Raw genomic sequence first — 23,517 nt, 5'->3', positions numbered from 1 at the left:
AAACACTTCATAACCAAAATAAATAGTTATGAAATGTTTTGCGGATATTAAATATTATAAAATAAATATGTATTCATAAAATTAAATGAAAAAATTTATTACATATGATTTCCAAAAAGGGTAACTTAGTAGTGCTAAAGAAAATACTGATACCAACATAGCAAAAATATTAGCAATACGATCTCCGCGTAAACATGCATATAAATTAATAAGCAGTACACCCAATATGAATAACAGGCCAGCTAATATTTGCATGTCTCCTTCTAAAATTTTATTAACTGCTAATAATGGGGTTGTTAATGTAATTAATGACAAGAACAGTGATAATAATGTCGTTGCATATTTCAAATTGTTCAGTCCTCTCTAAGAAATACTTTATTAATCTAATGTATAAATGATAGCTTAATAAAATAATATTTGCTTAACAATTTAATTGCAAGTCATTTTTATATATGACATAACATTTATCAAAAAGATGATTAACGAAAAGTGTCAAATTATAGTAGTTAGGAAGTTGTCCGTATTGTGAATGGATAGTATAAAAGACTTGTTTATTCGAATAAAGTCATATCTTCACCATTGAAATAGTAAATCAACCAATGTTCATCAACATAATCTACGTCATATTTTCTGGCAAATTTTTCTATTGCAAGTAATTCAAAATTTAAATTACTAAAAAAGACTTTGCCACTAATATTATTTGATATAAGTGAAGTCATTAGAATTTCAATTTGTTTATCATGGCAGATTTGGAATACATATTTCATTAATTGTTTGGCAATTTGTTCTTTAAGTTCATGGTTATTACCCATAACACACATATTTTCGATTACTGCTTTGTGTGACAGGCTGTAATTTTGATTAAATATAAGTGTTACAGCACCTATCAAAACACTATCTCGAAAGGCTCCAATGACAATTGATTGATTTGAATTAGTAGAAAGTAAATCGTTTAAATTGAGTTCGGCTAAGCATCGATCATTTTGCAATTTCCAAGCAAATACGTCAAGATCTTCATGAATGCCACGTTTTAATAATGTTCTATAGTTGGGTAAATCATCGATTGATAAATAACGTATATTTGTCATTGTATGCCTCCTAAACTTTATAAACCATTTATATAATAGATTAATAAATTTTACTGCCGTATTAAATTTGATTTTAAGGGAAAAAGGAAAATTGAGCAACACTATATTTAATTTTATTCAAAAACATGGAATCATTTTTAATTTAAAAAACAAAAAACTATTAATTTTTTAAGTGTTTAATTGCATTTAATTTAATTTTTAAGTAACGCGAATAGATATGATAATTATGGTATAATATAGTGGATGATATATTATGAGCGGAGGCACGATAAGTGGGATCTTTAATGACTATTATAGTTTCGCTAATTTTGCTTATCTTGATTTCTTTTGCCATATTAATGATTTACATCTGGATTAATTATAAAGATGAAGACAATTAGTAAAAAAGAGAAAACGATCAAAAGACATCATGACATAAGCATAAGCAGTATTAAAACAACAAAAAACCCCCAAATTCCTAATGGAATTTGGGGGTTTAGCATTATCGTTATTCTACGACTTGTACATTTAAATCTACGTCAATATTACCGCGTGTTGCTTTTGAATATGGACAAAATTCATGTGCATCTTGTAGATATTTTTCTGCATCTTCTTGTGATAAAACGTTTTTAACTTTTGCATCTATTGAAACGCTTAATTTAGGGCTTTCAGCCTCTGGGTCATCTTCTAAACGTACAGTTAAAGTGACTTCAGGTTCAGCGCCTCTTACTTTATTTTGTTTAAGAATTAAATCAAATGCACCATTAAAACATGACGCATAACCTGCTGCGAATAATTGTTCAGGATTAGTACCTTTTTCAGCATCAGCTTGTGCTGGAGGAATGACTGCTACATCAATTGCTTTATCATCTGTTTGAACGTGACCGTTACGACCACCTGTATTCGTTGCTTTTGTTTCATAATTTACTGCCATTATATTACCTCCTAAATTACTTATATAACGACTATACCCTGTAAATTAAATTTAAATCATATAAAAAGGTGAATAGATTTTTATTATTTACTTAAACGATGCTCTTTTAAGATTGTGTTCGTTCTCAATATTGTTATACAATAATTTTAATGTTGAGTGAAAAGGAAGTTTTTAAAATGTCTGAGGTAAAAATTGCAGTAACGATAGAACCAGAAAGTGAAATTTCACAAACTTTTTTAAACGATTTAATAAAATATCAAACATCTATCGATATAATAGAATTAAGAGTTGATCAGTGGGCAACACCAAGAGTTGATGACATAGCTAATGTCATTGATAAATTATATAAGCTAAACTTAAATAAGAAAATTTTAGTTACTTATCGCACACAATCACAAGGCGGTAAAGGTGATTTGCCGATTGATGCGTACATTAAATTACTTGAAAGTATAATTGAAATAGACCATGTGGATATGATTGATGTTGAATTTGAAATTAACCGTCAATCTCAATATATAGCGAACTTGATTGATAAAGCCCATAAAAATGATATTGAAGTTATATTGTCTTATCATGATTTTCAAAAAACACCACCACTTGCTCAGTTAAAACATTTGTATTTTAAAATGCATCAAATCAATCCAGATTACTTAAAAGTTGCAGTCATGCCTTATAGTAAAGAAGATGTCTTAAATTTATTATCAGCATTATCAGCAACAGTAGATACAGTGCCACAACAAGTGATTGGCATTGCTATGTCAAAATTAGGCATCATTTCAAGAACTGCACAAGGTATTTTTGGTGGTGCAGTATCCTATGGTTGTTTGGATAATCCTAAAGCACCTGGACAGATACAAGTTGAAACTTTGCGCGCGCAGTTAAGGTTATATCAGTAGTTTGAAAATCTAATCGTACTATCTTATAATTGAAAATAGTTATCAATAGGAAAGGGCGATATTAGATGGAACTACAAGATGCAATAGCTCAACGAAGAAGTATAAAGGTCTTTAGAAGAGATATGAACATAGATGACGATGCTTTATATGAAGCGATACAGCGTGCTACAGATGCACCCAATCACGGCTTGAGAGCACCTTGGAGAGTGGTTCATATCGCAAAAGATAGATTGGGAGATATGAGTAAACAATTAACTGAAATTGCTTTTCCTAATCTGAGAAAAAAGCAGGAAGATCACTATAAAGTTGCTACCAATTTAGGTGGTATGCTTGCATTAATCGTTAAAGAAGATCCAAGACAAAAAGAAAGTTTAGAGAATAATATGGCATTTGGTGCATTTGCACAAAATCTTATGCTATTACTTTTTGAATCAGGTATAGGTACCTGTTGGAAGTCACCGGCTTATATTTTCAATCCTGAAATACGCAAAATATTTGGTGTGAAAGATGATGAGCGTTTAGTTGGATTACTATATTTGACTGATTTGGAAGATTTAGAAAAAATGCCACATCGAGAACGTCAACAAAATCAAGTCATTGATAAGTTTTAAATAAAACAATTCGGGACATAAATGTCTCTGACTAAACAGAAAACGATAATTTCTATTGAAATAATGTAGAAATTATCGTTTTCTTTATTTTTATCAAGTAGTGTACCTTGTTGAGCTACTATTTTCCTTACATTCAATGCTATTAGGACAAATCCTAATTATCTTTTGACTTTGTCTATCCCTCGAACTGACATTCGATTGAAACCTAAAATAGCCTTCATGAACTCAAAAACTGCTTCTACATCAATTTTTCTTTGACTGCAGATCTTTTAGTCTCTGGTTATGAAAGCTGTTGATTAATTTGAGATTTAAAAAAATTCCCAAATTAAAATGCTTCATTATCTTCTTATTAGTTTTGAATTGATTTTCATACATAAATTTTTAAGTAGACATTTTAAACAATCATCACATTCGTATAATTTGTGTCATGTTAAAATCTTTATACATAAAGCACCTCGTTAATTTGGTTTAGTAGTGTTTATTAAATTATACGAAAGGGCCTTATTTTTTGAATGAAAAATGCAAATTGTACTGGTTTTGCATCGTGTTGAAGCCCGGGGAAATAGTATGAGTGAGAGACTACAGGCTCGAGCCATATCCCCAGGCAAGCATGCACAATCAAAATCGGAAGATTTTAAATATAAAGAGGACAAATCCATTGTTAAGGATTTGCCCTCTTATTTTGAGAATGGGGATTTTTGTCCACTCCCATTTTAATGCTTATTTCAAAATTTTGATTGTTTAAAAGTTAATAGAATTAAACCAGTAATTACTCAAACGTTTCGGCTAGGAATGATTCAACTTGTTCAGGAGATTTAGCATTTGCTGAATGTAAATGTGCTAATTTCTCTCCATTTTTAAAAACTAGTAAACTTGGAATACCCATAACATCATTTTCAACTGCAGCGTCTTCCAATTCATCGCGGTTTACAGTGTACCAGTTATAATCGTTGTACTTTTCTACAATTGGGTCAATCCACATGTCCATTGCCTTACAATCTGGACACCATCCTGCTTCAAACTTAACGATGACTGGCTCGTCACTTTGCACTGTATTTTTAAATTGATCATTAGTATTAATTGGTTCCATAATTAGACTCCTTTATAAAGATATTATTGTAAACATTATAACCGACAATTTGCAGTTATTAAAAAAATCAGCTTAATAATTAGAGCGTTTTTGTTATAAGTTTGTTATATTAGTGTTAACTAAGCATAGGAGGTCCTGAAAAATGATAAAATTTTACCAATATCCTAATTGTACAACTTGTAAAAAAGCTGCAAAATTTTTACAAGCATACGGGGTAAGTTTTGAACCTATCGATATTGTGCAACATACACCAACTAAAAATGAGTTTAAAGAAATCATTAATACTACAGGTATTGATATCAATAAACTATTTAACACGCATGGTGCAAAATATCGTGAATTAGGCCTTAAAGATAAATTAAAAGACCTTTCCGATGAAGAAAAACTAGATTTATTATCCTCGGATGGCATGTTAGTGAAACGACCACTCGCTGTATTAGGTGATAAAGTAACAGTAGGTTTTAAAGAGGAACAATACAAGGAAACTTGGTTGTAAACACATTTTCTTTTACAATTCATTTTTAACAACTTTTGAGAATAATAGCTATATGCTTAAAAAAATTTTGTGCGATGAATTGTGAAACATGAGAAGTGTTGTAAAATCAATTAAATAGTTGATTGTAAGCCTTTCATATGGCATCATAAATATGTAAAAACATTTAGGAGGGGATTCTCGTGGCAGTACCAAGTGAATTAAAATATTCTAAAGAACATGAATGGGTAAAAATTGATGGAAATACAGTGACGATTGGTATCACTGAGTATGCGCAAAGTGAATTAGGTGATATCGTATTCGTTGAATTACCTGAAACTGATGACGATATTGACGAAGGTGAATCTTTTGGTAGTGTTGAATCAGTAAAAACAGTTTCAGAACTTTATGCGCCTGTTTCAGGTAAAGTTGTAGAAACAAATGATGAACTAGAAGATAGTCCAGAATTCGTTAATGAATCACCATATGAAAAAGCATGGATGGTTAAAGTTGAGTTAAGTGATGAAAGTCAATTAGACGAGTTAATGTCAGCTGACCAATATTCTGAAATGATTGGTGAATAATATGAAATCAAACTCCACGATACGATATATCATGGAGTTTTTATTTTATCCTATAATGAAAGGCTGAATTTTAATTCAATATTCAAGTTGTTTTTGAAGTATAAATTACTTTTAAAAGTATCTTTAATAATATCATTGCTGATAAATTGAATATTCAATTATTAAGATTATAATAAGAATCTATAATAAATGTTTATGTTGCTAATGTCTGGTGTAGAACTAAATATAAAACTGAATTTACTATCATATTTAGAGGTGAATGTCATGGCGATATTAAACCAAGTTATCATTGTCGAAGGGAAAACAGACAAGAAACGGGTGAAGCAGGTGATTGACCAACCTATTGAAATCATTTGTACTAACGGTACTATGGGGATTGATAAGTTAGATGAAATGATTGAATCATTATACGACAAGCAAGTTTATGTACTTGCAGATGCAGATGATGAAGGTGAAAAGATACGTAAATGGTTTAAAAAATATTTAAGTGAAAGTAAACACATTCACATAGATAAACAATATGGTGAAGTAGCGAGATGCCCTAAAGCCTATTTGTCAAAAGTATTAGCAAAACATGGATTTTTAGTGAAAGATGAAGAAAAAGTAGCAAAAGCAAAGTTAGATTATATTGCTGAAAGGGTCAGTTTATTAACATGAATGTACAGAGTGAAACACGTGTTAATGTTTTAGAACACGTAGATAAAGAAAAATATCTAATTTTTGGTTATACACCAACCTGTGGTACATGTAAAGTATCGGAACGAATGTTAGATATTGCGAATGAAATTTTAAAATTACCAATTACTAAAATAGATTTAAATTTCCATCCTGATTTTAGCCAACAACATGAGATACAATCAGTACCGATACTTATGCTTATGTCCAAAGGCGAAGAACAAAAAAGAATTTATGCATTTCAATCAGTGCCTTATTTGTTAGAAAATTTAAAATAATTATTGACGAATCTTTAGTACAATGGTAGGATTATGGATAATTAAATAATGAACTCTTATCACGAGAGGTGGAGGGATGTGCCCTATGAAGCCCGGCAACCGTCTTTAATAGAAATGGTGCCAATTCACATAAAGTAGATAAACTTTAGAAGATGAGAGAAGCAGGTATGCTTTCTCTATTCTTCGGTGAAAAGAGAGAGCATTTTTTAATTGAATGAGCAATACAAGGAGGAAACGGCAATGATTGAATTAAATCAAATCGTTAAGAGATATAAAACGAAAAAACACGATGTGTTAGCAGTAGATCATGTTGATTTAAGCATTCAATCAGGCTCGATTTTTGGTGTGGTTGGTTTTTCAGGCGCAGGTAAAAGTACTTTGATAAGACTTTTAAATCATCTTGAACAACCAACTTCAGGAGACGTCATCATTGATGGAGATACCATAGGGAAATTATCGAAATCAGAATTGAGAAAAAAACGTCAAAAAGTGAGCATGATTTTTCAACATTTTAATCTATTGTGGTCACGTAATGTTTTGAATAATATTACTTTTCCATTAGAAATTGCTGGTGTATCACGCAGTGAAGCAAAAAAACGAGCGATGGAATTAGTGGAATTGGTAGGACTAAAAGGTAGAGAAAATGCCTATCCATCAGAATTATCAGGTGGACAAAAACAGCGTGTGGGTATTGCACGTGCGTTAGCAAATGAGCCTAATGTCTTGCTTTGTGATGAAGCGACAAGTGCATTAGACCCTCAAACAACAGATGAAATTTTAGAATTATTATTAAAAATTAAAGAAGAAAGAAATTTAACGATCGTTATTATCACACATGAAATGCAAGTCATCAGACGCATTTGTGATGAAGTGGCAGTAATGGAAAATGGTCGTGTTATTGAACAAGGAAATGTGTCAACTGTTTTTGAAAATCCTCAACACGAAGTAACAAAACGCTTTGTCAAAGAAGATTTAAATGATGAATTTGACGAATCCATTTCTGAATTGATCGATTTAGATGAAAGTGCGTATGTCGTACGTTTGAATTTTACAGGAAACAATACAACTGAACCGTTAGTGTCATACATAACAAAGACACATAATATTGATGTCAATATTCTTGAAGCAAATATTAAACATACTAAAGATGGTGCACTGGGCTTTTTAGTATTGCATTTATTAGATGTAAATTCTGAAAAATTCGAAAAGTTCAAAAATGATTTAGGTGCACAACATGTTTCTGTGGAGGTGTTAAAGCATGGGTAGTTCATTCAGCGAGATTCTACAGGAAATGCTAACGATGCCTAATGTAAGTTGGGACGAGGTTTGGTTAGCTACATATGAAACAATTTATATGACAGTGATATCTACAATATTTGCTTTTGTTTTTGGTTTGATACTTGGTGTGCTTTTATTTTTATCTGCTAAAAGTCAATCGCCTGTGGCTAGAGTGTTTTACAGCGTTGTATCATTTGTAGTGAATTTATTCAGAGCAATACCATTTATTATTTTAATTTTACTACTCATACCATTTACGAGTTTAGTACTTGGAACGATTAGTGGTCCAACAGGTGCTTTGCCAGCACTTATCATCAGTGCAGCACCATTCTACGCAAGATTAGTGGAAATCGCTTTTAAAGAAATTGACAAGGGTGTTATTGAAGCTGCTTGGTCAATGGGAGCTACAACATGGACAGTAGTTAAAAAAGTGTTGTTACCTGAAGCAATGCCAGCGTTAATATCTGGAATAACTGTAACAGCAATTGCTTTAGTAGGATCTACTGCAGTAGCTGGTGTAATTGGAGCCGGCGGTTTAGGTAACTTAGCATACTTAACTGGCTTCACACGAAACCAAAACGATGTCATATTCGTTTCTACAATTTTAATCTTAATTATTGTTTTTATCATCCAGTTCATTGGAGACCAAGTTACAAATAAAATAGATAAACGTTAAGTTAAAGGGGACAATTATATGAAAAAAATATTTAGTTTAGCTTCAATAATAGCTTTAGCATTAATATTAGCTGCTTGTGGTAATAGCGGTGGAGGTAAAGATAAGACAATTACAGTTGGTGCTTCTCCAGCCCCACATGCTGAAATCTTAGAAAAAGCAAAACCAATTTTAAAAGATAAAGGCTATGACTTAAAAATTAAAACGATTAACGATTATACGACACCAAATAAATTATTAGATAAAGGTGAGTTAGATGCCAACTTCTTCCAACATACACCATATCTAAATACTGAAAAGAAAGACAAAAATTATAAAATTGAATCAGCAGGGAACGTACATTTAGAGCCTATGGCTGTTTATTCAAAGAAATATAAAAGTTTAAAAGAATTACCAAAAGGAGCTACAGTTTATGTTTCAAATAACCCTGCAGAAGAAGGTCGTTTCTTAAAATTCTTCTCTGATGCAGGATTAATCAAAATTAAAAAAGGTGTTAAAACTGAAGACGCTAAATTTGATGATATCGTAGAAAATAAAAAAGATATCAAATTTAACAATAAACAATCAGCAGAATATCTACCTAAGATTTATCAAAAAGAAGATGCTGACGCAGTAATCATTAATTCTAACTTTGCAATTGATCAAGAATTAAGTCCTAAAAACGATTCAATTGTTTTAGAAAAAGCAAAAGACAATCCATACGCTAACTTGATTGGTGTCAAAGAAGGTCATAAAGACGATGAAAAAATCAAAGCATTAATGGATGCATTACAGTCTAAAGAAATTAAAGATTACATCAATAAAAAATATGACGGTGCAGTAGTACCAGCTAAATAATCGCGAAAACATGAACAAACCCTTTAACTTCAATAGTTGAAGGGTTGTTTTTGTTTGATTAATTTTAGTAAAAGGACAAAAAGTAGCGGTGTGTGGAATATGACATCTAAAAATACGAATGCTTTAGGATATATTAGCCTGGTTGCACATGCACAAATTTGTTCATAATATTCTCATCAACAAGTGTATTATGCAATTGTGTAGTGAGGTGTTGCTCGATGAGCTTAATAATTTAAAGGATTGATCATTGCTTTTTGAGATGCAGTTATATTTATTTACTTTTCTTACAAGATGATTTTAAATAGAAAAATTGCATATTTGAATTTCATAGTTTTATGGCGTAAAATTAAATTATGTTTGAGTGAATTGCTTTAAAGCACGAAAATGTTGATGGTGTTTTTTAATGCCACAATATCATTCAAACTGTGATAGGGAGAACTTAAAATTGGGCGCACCTTATATCAGAATATAGGCTGCGTCATTATATATAGGCATTCATCATATATCATTTCGCTATTGATGTATTAGTATGAATGTAAAATAGCCCGGATGAGGTATGGATTTGTAACTAAACTACTTAGTTAGTTATAGCAACGAATCATTACCATTCCGGGCTTTATGTTTTTGATAAGGGCAGAAATCAAATATTATATAATGATTGCGTTGTCAAAATGCTTATGTAAGCTTCCGATAAATACACAATCCTTTTTTAATATGGTTTATGCATAGAAAAATTAAAAATCATCGCTTGTAATATGTCCTAGTTTGTAGCTAATAAAGTAGCCTAAAATTACTGTAATAATAGAAATAATCCAAGTAAAAACATCAGTTGGCAAACCAGGAAATACTGCATACAGCGATCCTACAACAAAACCAATGATAAGTGCATAGGTTAAGTAAGTGTAATAGTTTAAAAGGTATTGAATCAATTTACTAGAAAATAAGAATCCACAAATAATCCCAATACCTACGACCATTAAGATTGGTACAGCTTTAAAATTTAAAGACATAAATTCTGAAATTGAAAACATTATAGTACCATATACACCAAATACTAATAACATAAAGGATCCTGAAATGCCTGGTAGTAACATTGCACTAGAAGCACAAACACCTGCAATAAAATATTTAATAATAAGACCAGTTGATAATTCAAGTGTTTCTCCTGCATGTTTATCTCCATTATTTAACAAGGTGATTACTACAATAATTATAATACCAAGTAAAACGAGTAAATAATGAGAAGTTTGAAATGTTTGTTTAACTCTTGCTGTATCCAATAAATAGGGTATGATGCCTGCTATAAGTCCAACAAATAAAAACATGGTTGGTACGGTGTGTTCACTTAAAAGATAATTAATTACTTTGCTCAATAAGCCAATAGCAATTACCATCCCTAATCCAATAGGAATCAGGAATTTTAAGCTTTCCCAAAACTTCTTTGAAAATATTCCACTAATAGACCGTATAAAATCATCATAAATACCCAGAAGCAAAGCGATAGTACCTCCGCTTACACCAGGTACTAAATCGGAAGTGCCCATTGCAAATCCTTTCCATAGATTTGACCACTTAATTTTTGACATACCAAAATCCTTTCTATCTAAAATATATTGAAAATGATAGCACAATTTTTCTTAGAACTATATTAAAAACAAAAGTTAAAATGAGTGAATGATTATAGAATATACTTTGCTTATAATAGATAGATATAGGAATAATTGAGTTGAGAACATCATATCTTATATTATCAGTTAAAGAAATGATTAACGTACTATCAAAAATCATTGTATTTTGATAACAATTTTAATTTAGCACTTGAAAAGGTTTATATTCCAACACAACTGCGTTATAATTAGAAGGTGTAACAAGGGCTCAGTCTTTTGACTGTAGATTAAAATTATTATAAACTAGATAAGAAAAATATATCATATAATACGGAGGGAATATGTATGCCATCAACATTAGAAATTAAAGACCTACATGTGTCTATTGAAGATAAAGAGATTCTTAAAGGTGTTAATTTAACAATTAATACAGGAGAAGTACATGCAGTAATGGGGCCTAATGGTACAGGTAAATCAACATTATCATCTGCAATCATGGGACACCCAAGCTATGAAGTAACACAAGGTGAAGTACTATTAGACGGCGTTAACATTTTAGAACTAGATGTTGATGATCGTGCCAAAGCTGGATTATTCTTAGCTATGCAATATCCATCAGAAATCACTGGTGTAACGAATGCAGACTTTATGCGTTCTGCGATAAACGCGAAACGTGAAGAAGGCGAAGAAATTAATTTAATGCAATTCATTAAAAAGTTAGACAAAGAAATGGACTTTTTAGATATTGATCAAGATATGGCACAACGTTATTTAAATGAAGGATTTTCAGGTGGGGAGAAAAAACGTAACGAAATTCTTCAATTAATGATGTTAGAACCTAAATTTGCTATTTTAGATGAAATTGACTCAGGACTTGATATTGACGCATTAAAAGTAGTTTCAAAAGGTATCAATCAAATGCGTGGAGAAACGTTTGGTTCATTAATCATTACGCACTATCAACGACTTTTGAATTATATTACACCTGATCATGTACACGTTATGTATGGTGGTAAAATTGTTACTTCAGGAGGACCTGAATTAGCGAAACGTCTTGAAGAAGAAGGTTATGAATGGGTTAAAGAAGAGTTTAATGCTGCAGAATAAGTCTTAATTCATATGAAAAATAATATTATAGATGAAGATTTAGGTTTTGATTTATACCGATGAGTTAAATCATACAATCATCAAATGGGAGGAAAAAAGTATGACGACTGAAACTTTGAACATTTCTGAAGCACAACTTGTTGAATATTCACAAGCCCATAATGAACCTTCTTGGTTAACTGAATTACGTAAAGAAGCGTTGCAATTAACTGAAACTTTAGAAATGCCAAAACCAGATAAAACAAAAATCACGAGATGGGATTTTGATTCATTTAAACAACATGAAACAAAGGGTAACGTATATGAATCATTAGAAGAATTACCAAGTGAAGTTAGAGAGATTATTGATGTTGAAAACACTGAGAATTTGGTTATCCAACATAATAATACATTAGCGTTCACAAAAGTTTCTGATTCAGCTCAAAATGATGGCGTTGTCGTTGAAGGCTTAGCAGAAGCATTGATTAACCATCCTGATTTAGTGAAAAAATATTTCATGAATGAAACTGTTACAGTTGATGAACATAGATTGACAGCACTACATACTGCATTGCTAAATGGTGGCGTGTTTGTATATGTTCCCAAAAATGTAGTGGTTGAGCATCCAATCCAATATGTAGTATTACACGATGATGAAAATGCAAGTTTCTTCAACCATGTTATTATTGCAACTGAAGAAAGTGCTGAAGTGACTTATGTTGAAAACTATTTATCAATCGCAAGTGGAGAAGGTAACCAGCTTAACATTGTTTCTGAAGTAAGTGCTGGTGCTAATTCAAAAATCACATACGGTTCAGTAGATTATTTAGATAAAGGTTTCACTGGCCATATTATTCGCCGTGGCGTTACTGAATCAGACGCTACTATAAATTGGGCGTTAGGTTTAATGAACGAAGGTAGTCAAATCATTGATAATACAACTAATTTAATTGGTGACCGTTCTGAAAGTGAACTCAAATCAGTGGTTGTAGGTACTGGTAGTCAGAAAATAAATTTAACTTCTAAAATTGTGCAATATGGTAAAGAAACAAATGGCTACATCTTAAAACACGGTGTAATGCTAGAAGGCGCGCAAACAGTATTTAATGGTATTGGCTATATTAAACATGGTGGTACGAAATCTATTGCGAACCAAGAATCTCGTGTTCTTATGTTATCTGAAAAAGCCCGCGGTGACGCGAACCCTATCTTACTAATCGATGAAGATGATGTAGAGGCTGGACATGCTGCATCCGTTGGCCGTGTTGACCCTGAACAATTATATTATTTAATGAGCCGTGGTATTTCTCGTCATGAAGCTGAACGTCTCGTTATTCATGGTTTCTTAGATCCAGTTGTACGTGAATTGCCAATTGAAGATGTTCAACGTAAATTACGTGAAGTCATCGAATTAAAAGTTAATAAATAATAAATAATAAATACTAAATACAATTGAATCCGCAGCAAAATAATATTAAGAGAATGTGATTGAACATTATTATAAAATGCTCAGATTAAATGAATTAATAAACGTTAGTTTGTTGTATTTCTTAAATTGCTACGGTTTCTTTATTGATTTTTTAAATTAAGAAAGGTCTGTGGATAATTTGACCCAATCACTAAATGTTAACGAAATATTAAAAGACTTTCCAATTCTTAACCAAAAAGTTAACAATAATCGCCTTGCTTATTTAGATACAACTGCTACTAGTCAAACACCAACACAAGTCATTGATGTTATAGCTGATTATTATAAACGTTATAACTCTAATGTACATCGTGGTGTACACACACTTGGATCATTAGCAACTGATGGTTATGAAAGCGCACGTGAAACAGTCAGACGTTTCATTAATGCAAAATATTTTGAAGAAATTATCTTCACGCGTGGAACGACAGCTTCCATTAATGTTGTAGCACATAGTTATGGAGATGCGAATATTTCTGAAGGTGATGAGATTGTAGTCACTGAAATGGAACATCATGCTAATATAGTGCCTTGGCAACAATTAGCGAAACGCAAGAATGCATCTTTAAAGTTCATTCCAATGACAGATGAAGGTGAACTTACAATTGAAAATATAAAAGCGACAATTAATGATAATACAAAAATTGTAGCTATCACGCACGTTTCAAATGTACTAGGTACAATTAATGACATTAAGGCTATTACAGACATTGCGCATGAACATGGTGCTATCGTGAGTGTGGACGGTGCACAAGCAGCGCCACACATGGATTTAGACATGCAATCATTAGATGTTGATTTTTATAGTTTTAGTGGTCATAAAATGTTAGGGCCTACTGGCATCGGTGTACTTTATGGTAAACGCGCCTTACTGGACGAAATGGAACCGGTCGAATTTGGTGGAGACATGATTGATTTCGTTGAAAAATATGATGCTTCTTGGGCAGATTTACCTACGAAATTTGAAGCTGGTACGCCATTAATTGCGCAAGCGATTGGTTTAGCTGAAGCAATTCGCTATATTGAAAATCTAGGTTTTGATGCGATACAAGCACATGAACATGAATTGACGACGTATGCTTACGATAAGATGTCTGAAATTGAAGGTATTGAAATATATGGTCCACCAAAAGACAGACGTGCTGGTGTTATAACTTTCAATATGACTGATGTTCATGCACATGATGTAGCGACTGCAGTTGATACAGAAGGCGTTGCTGTTAGAGCAGGGCATCACTGTGCACAACCGTTGATGAAATGGTTGAATCAATCGTCAACTGCACGTGCAAGTTTCTATATTTATAATACTAAAGAAGATATTGATCAGTTAGTAGAATCCTTGAATCAAACGAAGGAGTTTTTCTCATATGAATTTTAATAATTTAAACCAGTTGTATCGTTCAGTCATTATGGATCATTATAAAAACCCTAGAAATAAAGGGAGTCTAGATACTGGTGCAATGACAGTAGATATGAATAATCCAACTTGTGGGGATCGCATCCATCTTACGTTTGATATTGAAGATGGTTTTATCAAAGATGCTAAATTTGATGGAGAAGGTTGTTCAATTTCAATGTCAAGTGCTTCTATGATGACAGAGGCAGTAAAAGGTCACTCTTTAGCTGAAGCAATGCAAATGAGTCAAGAATTCACAAAAATGATGCTTGGTGAAGATTATGAAATCAGTGAAGCAATGGGAGATATAGAAGCGCTACAAGGCGTTTCTCAATTCCCAGCTAGAATTAAATGTGCTACTTTGGCTTGGAAAGCTTTAGAAAAAGGCACAGTTGAAAAAGAAGGAAATACAGAAGACTAATCCATGTTGATACGTTGACATTGTGTAAATTTCCATTCACACTAGACATAACATCAAGATTAGGATGTAATTACGATGTAACTACAAATGAAGTTGTCTTGACGCGAGTCGTTTTAATATATAAAAGGAGTGATTTAAATGGCTAAAAAAGCACCTGATGTGGGCAATTACCAATATGGTTTCCATGATGAAGATGTTTCCATTTTTAGATCAGAACGCGGTTTAACAGAAAATATCGTCCGTGAAATTTCAAATATGAAAGAAGAACCAGAATGGATGCTTAATTATAGATTGAAAGCATTAAAACAATTCTACAAAATGCCAATGCCTCAATGGGGTGGCGATTTATCAGAATTGAATTTTGATGATATCACTTATTATGTTAAGCCATCTGAACAAACTGAACGTTCATGGGATGAAGTGCCAGAAGAAATCAAACGTACATTTGATAAATTAGGTATTCCTGAAGCAGAACAAAAATACCTTGCTGGTGTTTCAGCACAATATGAATCAGAAGTTGTTTATCACAATATGGAAAAAGAACTTGAAGATAAAGGTATTGTCTTTAAAGATACAGACACTGCATTAAAAGAAAACGAAGAATTATTTAAACAATATTTCTCAACAGTTGTACCAGCTGGAGATAACAAATTCTCAGCACTTAATTCAGCTGTTTGGTCTGGTGGATCGTTCATTTATATACCAAAAAATATTAAACTAGATACGCCTTTACAAGCGTATTTCCGTATTAATTCTGAAAACATGGGACAATTTGAACGTACCTTAATCATTGCAGATGAAGGTGCTTCAGTTAACTATGTAGAAGGTTGTACTGCACCGGTTTATACAACAAGTTCACTACACTCAGCTGTAGTTGAAATTATCGTTCACAAAGATGCCCATGTGCGTTATACTACAATCCAAAACTGGGCTAATAACGTTTATAACTTAGTTACAAAACGTACATTAGTGCATGAGAATGGTAATATGGAATGGGTTGACGGTAACTTAGGTTCTAAATTAACGATGAAATATCCAAACTGTGTGCTTATGGGTGAAGGCGCTAAAGGTAGTACGCTATCAATTGCATTCGCTGGTAAAGGACAAGTTCAAGATGCTGGTGCAAAAATGATTCATAAAGCACCTAACACTTCATCTACGATAGTATCTAAATCTATTTCTAAAGATGGCGGTAAAGTTATTTATCGTGGTATTGTACACTTTGGCCGCAAAGCTAAAGGTGCACGTTCTAACATTGAATGTGATACGTTAATTTTAGATAACGAATCTACTTCAGATACAATTCCATATAATGAAGTATTTAATGATAATATTTCATTAGAACATGAAGCAAAAGTATCAAAAGTTTCTGAAGAGCAATTATTCTATTTAATGAGTCGTGGTATTTCAGAAGAAGAAGCTACAGAAATGATTGTTATGGGCTTCATTGAACCATTTACTAAAGAGCTTCCAATGGAATATGCTGTTGAAATGAATCGTCTTATCAAATTTGAAATGGAAGGTTCAATCGGCTAAAGTATTTATGATAAATAGTTTAGTTTTACAGTAAGTGATTAAATTTTAAAAACACGAGTGATGCGATTTTGATTCCCTTATATATATGGGCATTCAAATATGTATCACTTCGTGTTTTTTTATTATAGTTGTTTTGAAAACGCTGTATTAATAGTTGGAAATGCGTTTATGTATTGTAAAACAAGGGAATTGATACATATCGTTTAAAATTTTATAGAATATAAAAAGGAGTTATGCTGATATGATTATAGCTATAATCATACTTTTATTTGCTTCATTCTTCTTTTCTGGTAGTGAGACGGCTTTAACTGCTGCAAATAGGATGAAAATACAAACTGAAGCTGAAAATGGAGATAAAAAGTCTGCTAAATTATCAAAACTACTTACAAAACCCAGTGAATTTATTACTACAATTTTAATTGGAAATAATATTGCGAATATTATTTTGCCTACATTAGTGACAGTATTAGCAGTGGATATTGGAATGAACGTTGGTGTAGCTACTGCAATTACAACAGTTGCTATTATCATCATTTCTGAAGTGATTCCAAAATCTGTTGCTGCAACTTATCCAGATCGTATGTCTAGATTGGTTTATACACCGATTTCATTTTTTGTCACAATATTTAAACCAATTACGAAATTGTTAAACTGGTTAACAGATATGATCAATAATTTACTTTCTAAAGGGCAAGAAGATCAACAACGATTATCAAAAGAAGAGATTAGACAGATGGTTACGATTGCAGGTAGTGAGGGTGCATTTAATGAAATGGAACGAAATCGAATTCAAGGTGTTATGGATTTTGAACAATTAAAAATAACCAATATCGATACAACACCAAGGATTAATGTAACTGCATTTCCGGCTGATATATCTTATGAAGATGCGTACGATACGGTAGTGACGAATCCGTATACCCGTTATCCAGTTTATGATGGTGATATCGACCATATTATAGGCATCTTCCATTCAAAATATTTGCTAGCATGGAGTAAAGAAAAGTCAAACAATATTTTACAATATACTTCAGAACCTTTATTTGTGAATGAGCATAATAGAGCAGAATGGGCACTGAGAAAAATGACTGTGTCACGTAAACATTTAGCGATTGTATTAGATGAATTTGGTGGGACAGATGCCATTGTTTCTCATGAGGATTTGATTGAAGAAATGCTAGGTATGGAAATTGAAGATGAGATGGACGAACAAGAGCAAGAGAAATTAGACGCGCAAATGCAAGCTTATAATAAAAAATAAAAACTATAGACACAATATTTAATTTATTGTTTTTAATTAAAGGAGTGTTTTGCATGCACTTTTCATCAAAAGTGACCAAAATGTTGAATATCAAACTTCCTATTATTCAGGCAGGTATGGCAGGTAGTACAACGCCTGAATTAGTAGCATCTGTGAGTAATAGTGGAGGGCTTGGTACAATTGGGGCAGGATATTTTAATTCAGAGAAGTTAGATTCAGAAATAACATATGTTCAAGAATTAACTGATTTACCTTTTGCAGTTAACTTATTTGTTCCAAGTGAACAATTATATATTCCAGAAAGTGTAGAACACATGAATGCATGGTTAAAACCCTATAGAAAAGCTTTGAGTCTAGAGGAACCTGTTATTGATGTTAGTGAAGAACAGCAATTTAATGAATCCATAGATATGGTAATCGAAAAAGGGGTTCCTGTAGTTTCATTTACTTTTGGAATACCAAGCCAAAATATTATCAAAAAATTGAAAGCACGTCAGATTACTTTGATAGGAACAGCAACCTCAGTTGAAGAAGCGAAAGCTAATGAAAGTGCTGGTATGGATGCTATCATCGCTCAAGGTAGTGAAGCAGGTGGACATAGAGGTTCTTTCACTGTAACTTCAGGTGATCACACACCATTGATTGGTACCATGTCACTGGTACCACAAGTCGTAGATAATGTATCTATTCCAGTGATAGCAGCAGGTGGCATTATGGATGGACGTGGTGTTGTTGCAAGTATGGTGTTAGGTGCCGAAGCTGTACAAATGGGAACAGCATTTTTAACTTCAGAAGAAAGCGGTGCTTCAGCTTTATATAAAAATGCAATACAACAAAGTAAAGAAACAGATACTGTCATCACAAAAGCTTTTACAGGTAAACCAGCTAGAGGTATCGATAATGAATTTATACACAAGATGGAAGGATATGATGATGACATTCCAGATTATCCTATACAAAACCAATTGACAAAAAGTATTCGTAAAACTGCAGCTGACTTAGGTAATGAGCAATGGACACATCTATGGAGTGGACAAAGTCCTAGGTTATCACAACCTAGTTCAGCATCTAAATTGATAGCTGATATCATACAAGAAACCAAACACATACTTAACGAGTAATGAACTTAAGTTGTTTCAAGAAAAGTTGCTATTTTTAAAATAATAGCAACTTTTTTGTTTTATGTTTCGTGTATCTACTACAGTCATCGTTGTTTTATCCTAACCTTAACCGTTGAAACAATTGAAGAATATAATTTAATCTAGTGAATCTCATAAATCATCTATGGTATCATATAACTGGTGATACTATGATAAATATTGGATTAACAGGTTGGGGAGACCATGATACTTTGTACGAAGATTTACAGCGTAAATCAGATAAGCTAATTACATATGCAAGTCACTTTCCCATTGTAGAATTAGATGCATCTTATTATGCGATACAACCTGAAAGAAATATTAGAAAATGGATAAGAGAGACGCCTGAGAGATTCCAATTTATAGTTAAAATTCATCAGGCATTAACACTTCATGCAGATTATCATGATTTTGCAGAATCAAGACAAATACTTTTTGATCAGTTTAAAGCGATGTTAACGCCATTAAAATCTGAACAAAAGTTAGCGATGGTATTAGTACAATTTCCGCCTTGGTTTGATTGCACAGTACAGAACATCAGGTATATTCGATATGTACGAGAACAGTTGAAAGCATTTCCTGTTTGTATAGAATTTAGACATCAATCCTGGTTTAATGATCAATTTAAAGAAGAAACATTAGCTTTTTTAACTGAATATGAAATGATACACGCAGTATGTGATGAACCACAAGTTGGACAAGGTTCTATACCCTTAGTCAATCGTATTACAAACGAGACAGCATTTGTGCGTTATCATGGCAGAAATGAACATGGATGGACGAAAAAAGATATGACGGATGAAGCATGGAGAGATGTAAGGTACTTGTACGATTATAATAAACAAGAACTTCAAGATTTAGCACAAAAAGTAAAGCTATTAGAACAAAAAGCTAAAAATATTTATGTAGTTTTTAATAATAACTCGGGTGGTCATGCTGCACAAAATGCTAAGACATATCAAACATTACTAGGCATTGATTATGAAGGCTTAGCACCACAACAATTAAAATTATTTTAGGAGCGATCGTATATGTTAACAATAATTATTTTGATTTTAATTGGTGGTTTATCAGCCGTTTTAGGTTCTCTTGTAGGTATTGGTGGCGGCATTATTATCGTTCCGACTTTAGTTTATTTAGGTGTAGAAAACGATTTACTAAATGGAATTACACCTCAAATTGCCATAGGGACATCTTCACTGATATTAATCGTGACAGGATTATCATCAACATTAGGTTATTTGAAAACAAAACAAGTTGATGTGAAAAACGGTTCTATCTTTTTATTTGGATTGTTACCAGGTTCTTTGGTTGGGTCTATTTTAAGTCGTTTTTTAACTTTAGACTCTTTTAATTTATATTTTGGTATCTTTTTGATATTTGTAGCAATTTTGCTCATGATAAGAAATAATATTAAACCGATGAAAATGTTTAATAAGCCAAAGTATGCACGTACATATGTAGATGGTTATGGAAGGACACATCATTATAGTGTTCCGCCAGTTGTAGCATTTGTATCAACGTTATTTATAGGTGTTTTGACAGGATTATTTGGTATTGGTGGCGGCGCATTAATGACACCTTTAATGTTAATTGTTTTCAGATTTCCCCCACATGTTGCTGTCGGTACAAGCATGATGATGATATTCTTTTCTAGCGTGATGAGTTCTGTTGGCCATATTGCCCAAGGACATGTGGCTTGGGTTTATTCTATTGTATTAATTATCTCTAGCTATTTGGGTGCTAAAATAGGCGTGAAAGTAAATCAATCCATACAATCAAATACTGTCGTTATGTTATTAAGAACAGTTATGCTTATAATGGGACTATATTTAATCATTAAGTCCTTTTTATAAACTAAGAGGAGGGAACCAAGGTGAAATTAACTATTTACCATACAAATGATATCCATAGTCATTTGCATGAGTATGCCCGCATTTCCGAATATTTAGCTCAAGAGAGACCAAAATTAAATCATCCCTCGCTCTATTTAGATATTGGAGACCATGTAGATTTATCTGCACCTGTTACAGAAGCTACTATGGGAATAAAAAATGTTGAACTATTAAATAAAGCACGTTGTGATATAGCAACAATTGGTAATAATGAAGGTATGACCATTTCACATGATGCATTAAATACACTTTATGACAATGCAAAATTTGATGTAACCTGTGCAAATGTTTTTGACGAACAGGGTGACTTACCGCGAAATATCACATCATCAATCATTAAGGAAATTGAAGGTGTGAGAATCTTATTTGTTGCAGCAACTGCGCCATTCACACCATTTTATAGAGCGTTGGATTGGGTTGTTACCGACCCATTAGAAGCTATTAAAGATGAAATCAGTGCGAACGAAGGCGATTATGATTTATTGATTATTATGAGCCATGTAGGCGTGTTCTTTGATGAGAAATTATGCCAAGAAATTCCTGAAATAGATTTAATACTGGGGAGTCATACACATCATTATTTTGAAAATGGAGAAATGAATAATGGTGTATTAATGGCAGCTGCAGGTAAATATGGTCACTTTTTAGGTGAAGTGACATTGGAAATAGACCGTAATAGAGTGGTAGATAAGCAAGCGGTGATTTATCCATTAGACACTTTACCTGAGGTTGAAACACATTTCGAAAGTGAAGGTAAAGCACTGTTAAGCGATCCAATTATTAATCGACCAGTTGAATTACCAAGAAGAACAGATGTTATAACAAAGACTTCTTATATGTTAGCTGAAAGTGTATTTGAATTTACAAATGCTGACTGTACAATCATTAACGCAGGATTGATTGTAAAAGGTATCTCAGCGAATCAAATGACAGAGTTTGATATTCATCAAATGTTACCTCATCCTATCAATGCCGTTCGTATCCGCTTAAATGGTCTGGAATTAAAAAATATAATTATTAAAAGCCAAAAACAAGAATATTTACATGAACATGCACAAGGTTTAGGTTTTAGAGGAGATATTTTTGGTGGCTATATACTATATAATTTAGGATTGATTGAATCAGAGTCAAGATATTTCATCAATGGAGAAGAGATTGAAGACGATAAAATTTATGTGTTAGGTACTGTTGATATGTATACATTTGGTCGTTATTTTCCAACGCTAAAAGAACAATCTATAGATTACTTAATGCCAGAATTTTTAAGAGATATTTACAAAGAAAAAATGCTCGAATATTAAAATATTACATTTTACGTTTTAATTTAATCCGATTTTCGTTATAATGATTACAGATTTGAAATCAGGAGGAATTGTGCGGTTATGGCTACTAAAAATGAAGAAATTTTACGTAAACCAGATTGGTTGAAAATAAAACTGAATACTAACGAAAACTACACTGGTCTTAAGAAAATGATGCGAGAAAAGAACTTACATACAGTGTGTGAAGAAGCAAAATGTCCAAACATACATGAGTGTTGGGGCGAACGTCGTACTGCTACGTTTATGATTTTAGGCGCAGTTTGTACGCGTGCATGTCGTTTCTGTGCGGTTAAAACCGGATTGCCTAATGAGTTAGATTTAGATGAGCCAGAGCGCGTGGCAGAATCTGTTGAATTAATGAATTTAAAACATGTTGTTATAACAGCGGTTGCACGTGATGATTTAAGAGATGCTGGTTCAAATGTTTATGCTGAAACAGTCCGTAAAGTACGTGAGCGTAACCCTTACACTTCAATAGAAATATTACCATCTGATATGGGTGGTGACTTTGAAGCTTTAGAAACGTTAATGGCTTCAAAACCAGATATTTTAAACCACAATATTGAAACAGTTCGTCGTTTAACACCAAGAGTTCGTGCTAGAGCGACTTATGACCGTACTTTAGAATTTTTAAGACGTTCTAAAGAATTACAACCTGATATACCAACAAAATCTAGTTTAATGGTAGGACTAGGTGAAACTCATGAAGAAATTTATGAAACAATGGATGATTTACGTGCGAATGACGTAGATATCTTGACTATTGGTCAATATTTGCAACCTTCACGTAAACACTTAAAAGTTGAAAAATACTATACACCTTTAGAATTTGGTAAATTAAGAAAAGTTGCAATGGATAAAGGTTTCAAACATTGCCAAGCTGGACCGCTTGTGAGAAGTTCTTATCATGCAGATGAGCAAGTAAATGAAGCTGCAAAAGAAAGACATCGTCTAGGTGAAGAAAAACTTAGTACAGATTCTAATAGTTAAA

Annotated in this window: 25 protein-coding genes, 1 pseudogene and 1 riboswitch; of the genes and pseudogenes, 20 read left to right on the top strand and 6 right to left on the bottom strand. The window is 32.5% G+C overall.

From position 1 onward, the window contains the following. Positions 1 to 81: 81 nt before the first annotated feature. The 3 genes from KA926_RS01470 to KA926_RS01460 all read right to left on the bottom strand — a co-directional run bounded on the left by KA926_RS01470 (position 82) and on the right by KA926_RS01460 (position 2,001). Positions 82 to 348: a hypothetical protein gene (locus KA926_RS01470; protein WP_210143486.1), complete on the bottom strand. Its 267-nt coding sequence runs from the start codon at positions 346 to 348 to the stop codon at positions 82 to 84. A gap of 203 nt (positions 349 to 551) precedes the next feature. Continuing rightward, positions 552 to 1,088 carry a GNAT family N-acetyltransferase gene (locus tag KA926_RS01465; RefSeq protein WP_107386610.1) on the bottom strand — a complete coding sequence of 179 codons (537 nt, stop codon included), beginning with the start codon at positions 1,086 to 1,088 and terminating at the stop codon, positions 552 to 554. A gap of 487 nt (positions 1,089 to 1,575) precedes the next feature. Further along, complete coding sequence (locus KA926_RS01460) at positions 1,576 to 2,001, bottom strand: organic hydroperoxide resistance protein (protein WP_040030180.1); 426 nt, start codon at positions 1,999 to 2,001, stop codon at positions 1,576 to 1,578. Positions 2,002 to 2,177: 176 nt separating this feature from the next. Here KA926_RS01460 and aroD point away from each other — a divergent pair, with 176 nt between their 5' ends. Together aroD and KA926_RS01450 are read left to right on the top strand one after the other, a co-directional pair. Further along, complete coding sequence (gene aroD / locus KA926_RS01455; protein WP_210143485.1) at positions 2,178 to 2,897, top strand: type I 3-dehydroquinate dehydratase; 720 nt, start codon at positions 2,178 to 2,180, stop codon at positions 2,895 to 2,897. A 65-nt stretch (positions 2,898 to 2,962) separates the two neighbouring features. Then, entirely contained in the window at positions 2,963 to 3,508 is a 546-nt protein-coding gene (locus tag KA926_RS01450) for a nitroreductase family protein (RefSeq protein WP_107384300.1), read from the top strand. Here KA926_RS01450 and KA926_RS13840 read toward each other — a convergent pair. Next, a pseudogene (locus KA926_RS13840) lies at positions 3,505 to 3,930 on the bottom strand (transposase); the annotation flags it as partial. The gene KA926_RS01450 and the pseudogene KA926_RS13840 overlap by 4 nt on opposite strands. A gap of 347 nt (positions 3,931 to 4,277) precedes the next feature. After that, positions 4,278 to 4,598 (bottom strand): thioredoxin family protein, encoded by a 321-nt coding sequence (locus tag KA926_RS01440; RefSeq protein ID WP_210143484.1) that lies wholly within the window; start codon positions 4,596 to 4,598, stop codon positions 4,278 to 4,280. 142 nt (positions 4,599 to 4,740) lie between these two features. Here KA926_RS01440 and KA926_RS01435 point away from each other — a divergent pair, with 142 nt between their 5' ends. From KA926_RS01435 to KA926_RS01405, 7 genes are all read left to right on the top strand, one after another. Then, complete coding sequence (locus KA926_RS01435; RefSeq protein WP_107384298.1) at positions 4,741 to 5,094, top strand: arsenate reductase family protein; 354 nt, start codon at positions 4,741 to 4,743, stop codon at positions 5,092 to 5,094. 179 nt (positions 5,095 to 5,273) lie between these two features. Then, positions 5,274 to 5,654: a glycine cleavage system protein GcvH gene (gcvH, locus tag KA926_RS01430; protein ID WP_019469771.1), complete on the top strand. Its 381-nt coding sequence runs from the start codon at positions 5,274 to 5,276 to the stop codon at positions 5,652 to 5,654. Between the two features lie 264 nt (positions 5,655 to 5,918). Then, entirely contained in the window at positions 5,919 to 6,311 is a 393-nt protein-coding gene (locus KA926_RS01425; protein ID WP_019469770.1) for a toprim domain-containing protein, read from the top strand. Beyond that, positions 6,308 to 6,607 carry a thioredoxin family protein gene (locus KA926_RS01420; RefSeq protein WP_154409356.1) on the top strand — a complete coding sequence of 100 codons (300 nt, stop codon included), beginning with the start codon at positions 6,308 to 6,310 and terminating at the stop codon, positions 6,605 to 6,607. Before KA926_RS01425 ends, KA926_RS01420 begins: the two co-directional genes overlap by 4 nt. A gap of 53 nt (positions 6,608 to 6,660) precedes the next feature. Beyond that, positions 6,661 to 6,766: riboswitch (SAM riboswitch) on the top strand. 81 nt (positions 6,767 to 6,847) lie between these two features. After that, complete coding sequence (locus KA926_RS01415; protein ID WP_107384296.1) at positions 6,848 to 7,873, top strand: methionine ABC transporter ATP-binding protein; 1,026 nt, start codon at positions 6,848 to 6,850, stop codon at positions 7,871 to 7,873. Then, on the top strand, positions 7,866 to 8,561 hold the full coding sequence (locus tag KA926_RS01410; RefSeq protein WP_107384295.1) for a methionine ABC transporter permease: 696 nt from the start codon (positions 7,866 to 7,868) through the stop codon (positions 8,559 to 8,561). The genes KA926_RS01415 and KA926_RS01410 overlap by 8 nt, the downstream gene beginning before the upstream one ends. 18 nt (positions 8,562 to 8,579) lie before the next feature. Then, positions 8,580 to 9,395: a MetQ/NlpA family ABC transporter substrate-binding protein gene (locus KA926_RS01405; RefSeq protein ID WP_210143483.1), complete on the top strand. Its 816-nt coding sequence runs from the start codon at positions 8,580 to 8,582 to the stop codon at positions 9,393 to 9,395. 734 nt (positions 9,396 to 10,129) lie between these two features. Here KA926_RS01405 and popT read toward each other — a convergent pair. Further along, entirely contained in the window at positions 10,130 to 10,981 is an 852-nt protein-coding gene (gene popT, locus KA926_RS01400) for a polyprenyl-phosphate transporter PopT (RefSeq protein WP_210143482.1), read from the bottom strand. A 366-nt stretch (positions 10,982 to 11,347) separates the two neighbouring features. Here popT and sufC point away from each other — a divergent pair, with 366 nt between their 5' ends. From sufC to lipA, 11 genes are all read left to right on the top strand, one after another. Then, positions 11,348 to 12,109: a Fe-S cluster assembly ATPase SufC gene (sufC, locus tag KA926_RS01395; RefSeq protein WP_046207499.1), complete on the top strand. Its 762-nt coding sequence runs from the start codon at positions 11,348 to 11,350 to the stop codon at positions 12,107 to 12,109. 100 nt (positions 12,110 to 12,209) lie between these two features. Then, positions 12,210 to 13,517, top strand: a complete 1,308-nt coding sequence (sufD, locus tag KA926_RS01390; protein ID WP_210143481.1) for a Fe-S cluster assembly protein SufD — start codon at positions 12,210 to 12,212, stop codon at positions 13,515 to 13,517. Positions 13,518 to 13,695: 178 nt separating this feature from the next. Continuing rightward, entirely contained in the window at positions 13,696 to 14,934 is a 1,239-nt protein-coding gene (locus KA926_RS01385) for a cysteine desulfurase (protein WP_154409402.1), read from the top strand. Further along, on the top strand, positions 14,924 to 15,373 hold the full coding sequence (sufU, locus tag KA926_RS01380) for a Fe-S cluster assembly sulfur transfer protein SufU (RefSeq protein ID WP_107384290.1): 450 nt from the start codon (positions 14,924 to 14,926) through the stop codon (positions 15,371 to 15,373). Before KA926_RS01385 ends, sufU begins: the two co-directional genes overlap by 11 nt. Before the next feature lie 138 nt (positions 15,374 to 15,511). Next, positions 15,512 to 16,909, top strand: a complete 1,398-nt coding sequence (gene sufB, locus KA926_RS01375; protein WP_019469760.1) for a Fe-S cluster assembly protein SufB — start codon at positions 15,512 to 15,514, stop codon at positions 16,907 to 16,909. A gap of 241 nt (positions 16,910 to 17,150) precedes the next feature. Then, positions 17,151 to 18,170, top strand: a complete 1,020-nt coding sequence (locus KA926_RS01370) for a hemolysin family protein (protein ID WP_107386418.1) — start codon at positions 17,151 to 17,153, stop codon at positions 18,168 to 18,170. Between the two features lie 53 nt (positions 18,171 to 18,223). Beyond that, entirely contained in the window at positions 18,224 to 19,291 is a 1,068-nt protein-coding gene (locus KA926_RS01365; RefSeq protein WP_210143480.1) for an NAD(P)H-dependent flavin oxidoreductase, read from the top strand. 188 nt (positions 19,292 to 19,479) lie between these two features. After that, positions 19,480 to 20,328: a DUF72 domain-containing protein gene (locus tag KA926_RS01360; RefSeq protein ID WP_210143479.1), complete on the top strand. Its 849-nt coding sequence runs from the start codon at positions 19,480 to 19,482 to the stop codon at positions 20,326 to 20,328. Positions 20,329 to 20,340: 12 nt separating this feature from the next. After that, positions 20,341 to 21,165: a sulfite exporter TauE/SafE family protein gene (locus KA926_RS01355; RefSeq protein WP_210143478.1), complete on the top strand. Its 825-nt coding sequence runs from the start codon at positions 20,341 to 20,343 to the stop codon at positions 21,163 to 21,165. Between the two features lie 20 nt (positions 21,166 to 21,185). After that, a complete protein-coding gene (locus KA926_RS01350; RefSeq protein WP_210143477.1) occupies positions 21,186 to 22,505 on the top strand; it encodes a bifunctional metallophosphatase/5'-nucleotidase in 1,320 nt (439 codons plus the stop codon). Between the two features lie 81 nt (positions 22,506 to 22,586). Further along, complete coding sequence (gene lipA / locus KA926_RS01345) at positions 22,587 to 23,516, top strand: lipoyl synthase (RefSeq protein ID WP_107384284.1); 930 nt, start codon at positions 22,587 to 22,589, stop codon at positions 23,514 to 23,516. Position 23,517: the final 1 nt, after the last annotated feature.

Origin of the sequence: Staphylococcus sp. GDY8P94P, assembly GCF_017892255.1 — a bacterium.
Lineage (GTDB): Bacteria > Bacillota > Bacilli > Staphylococcales > Staphylococcaceae > Staphylococcus > Staphylococcus cohnii.
Note: the sequence above shows the minus strand (reverse complement) of the source record. Positions and strands in the feature narration are given on the sequence as shown.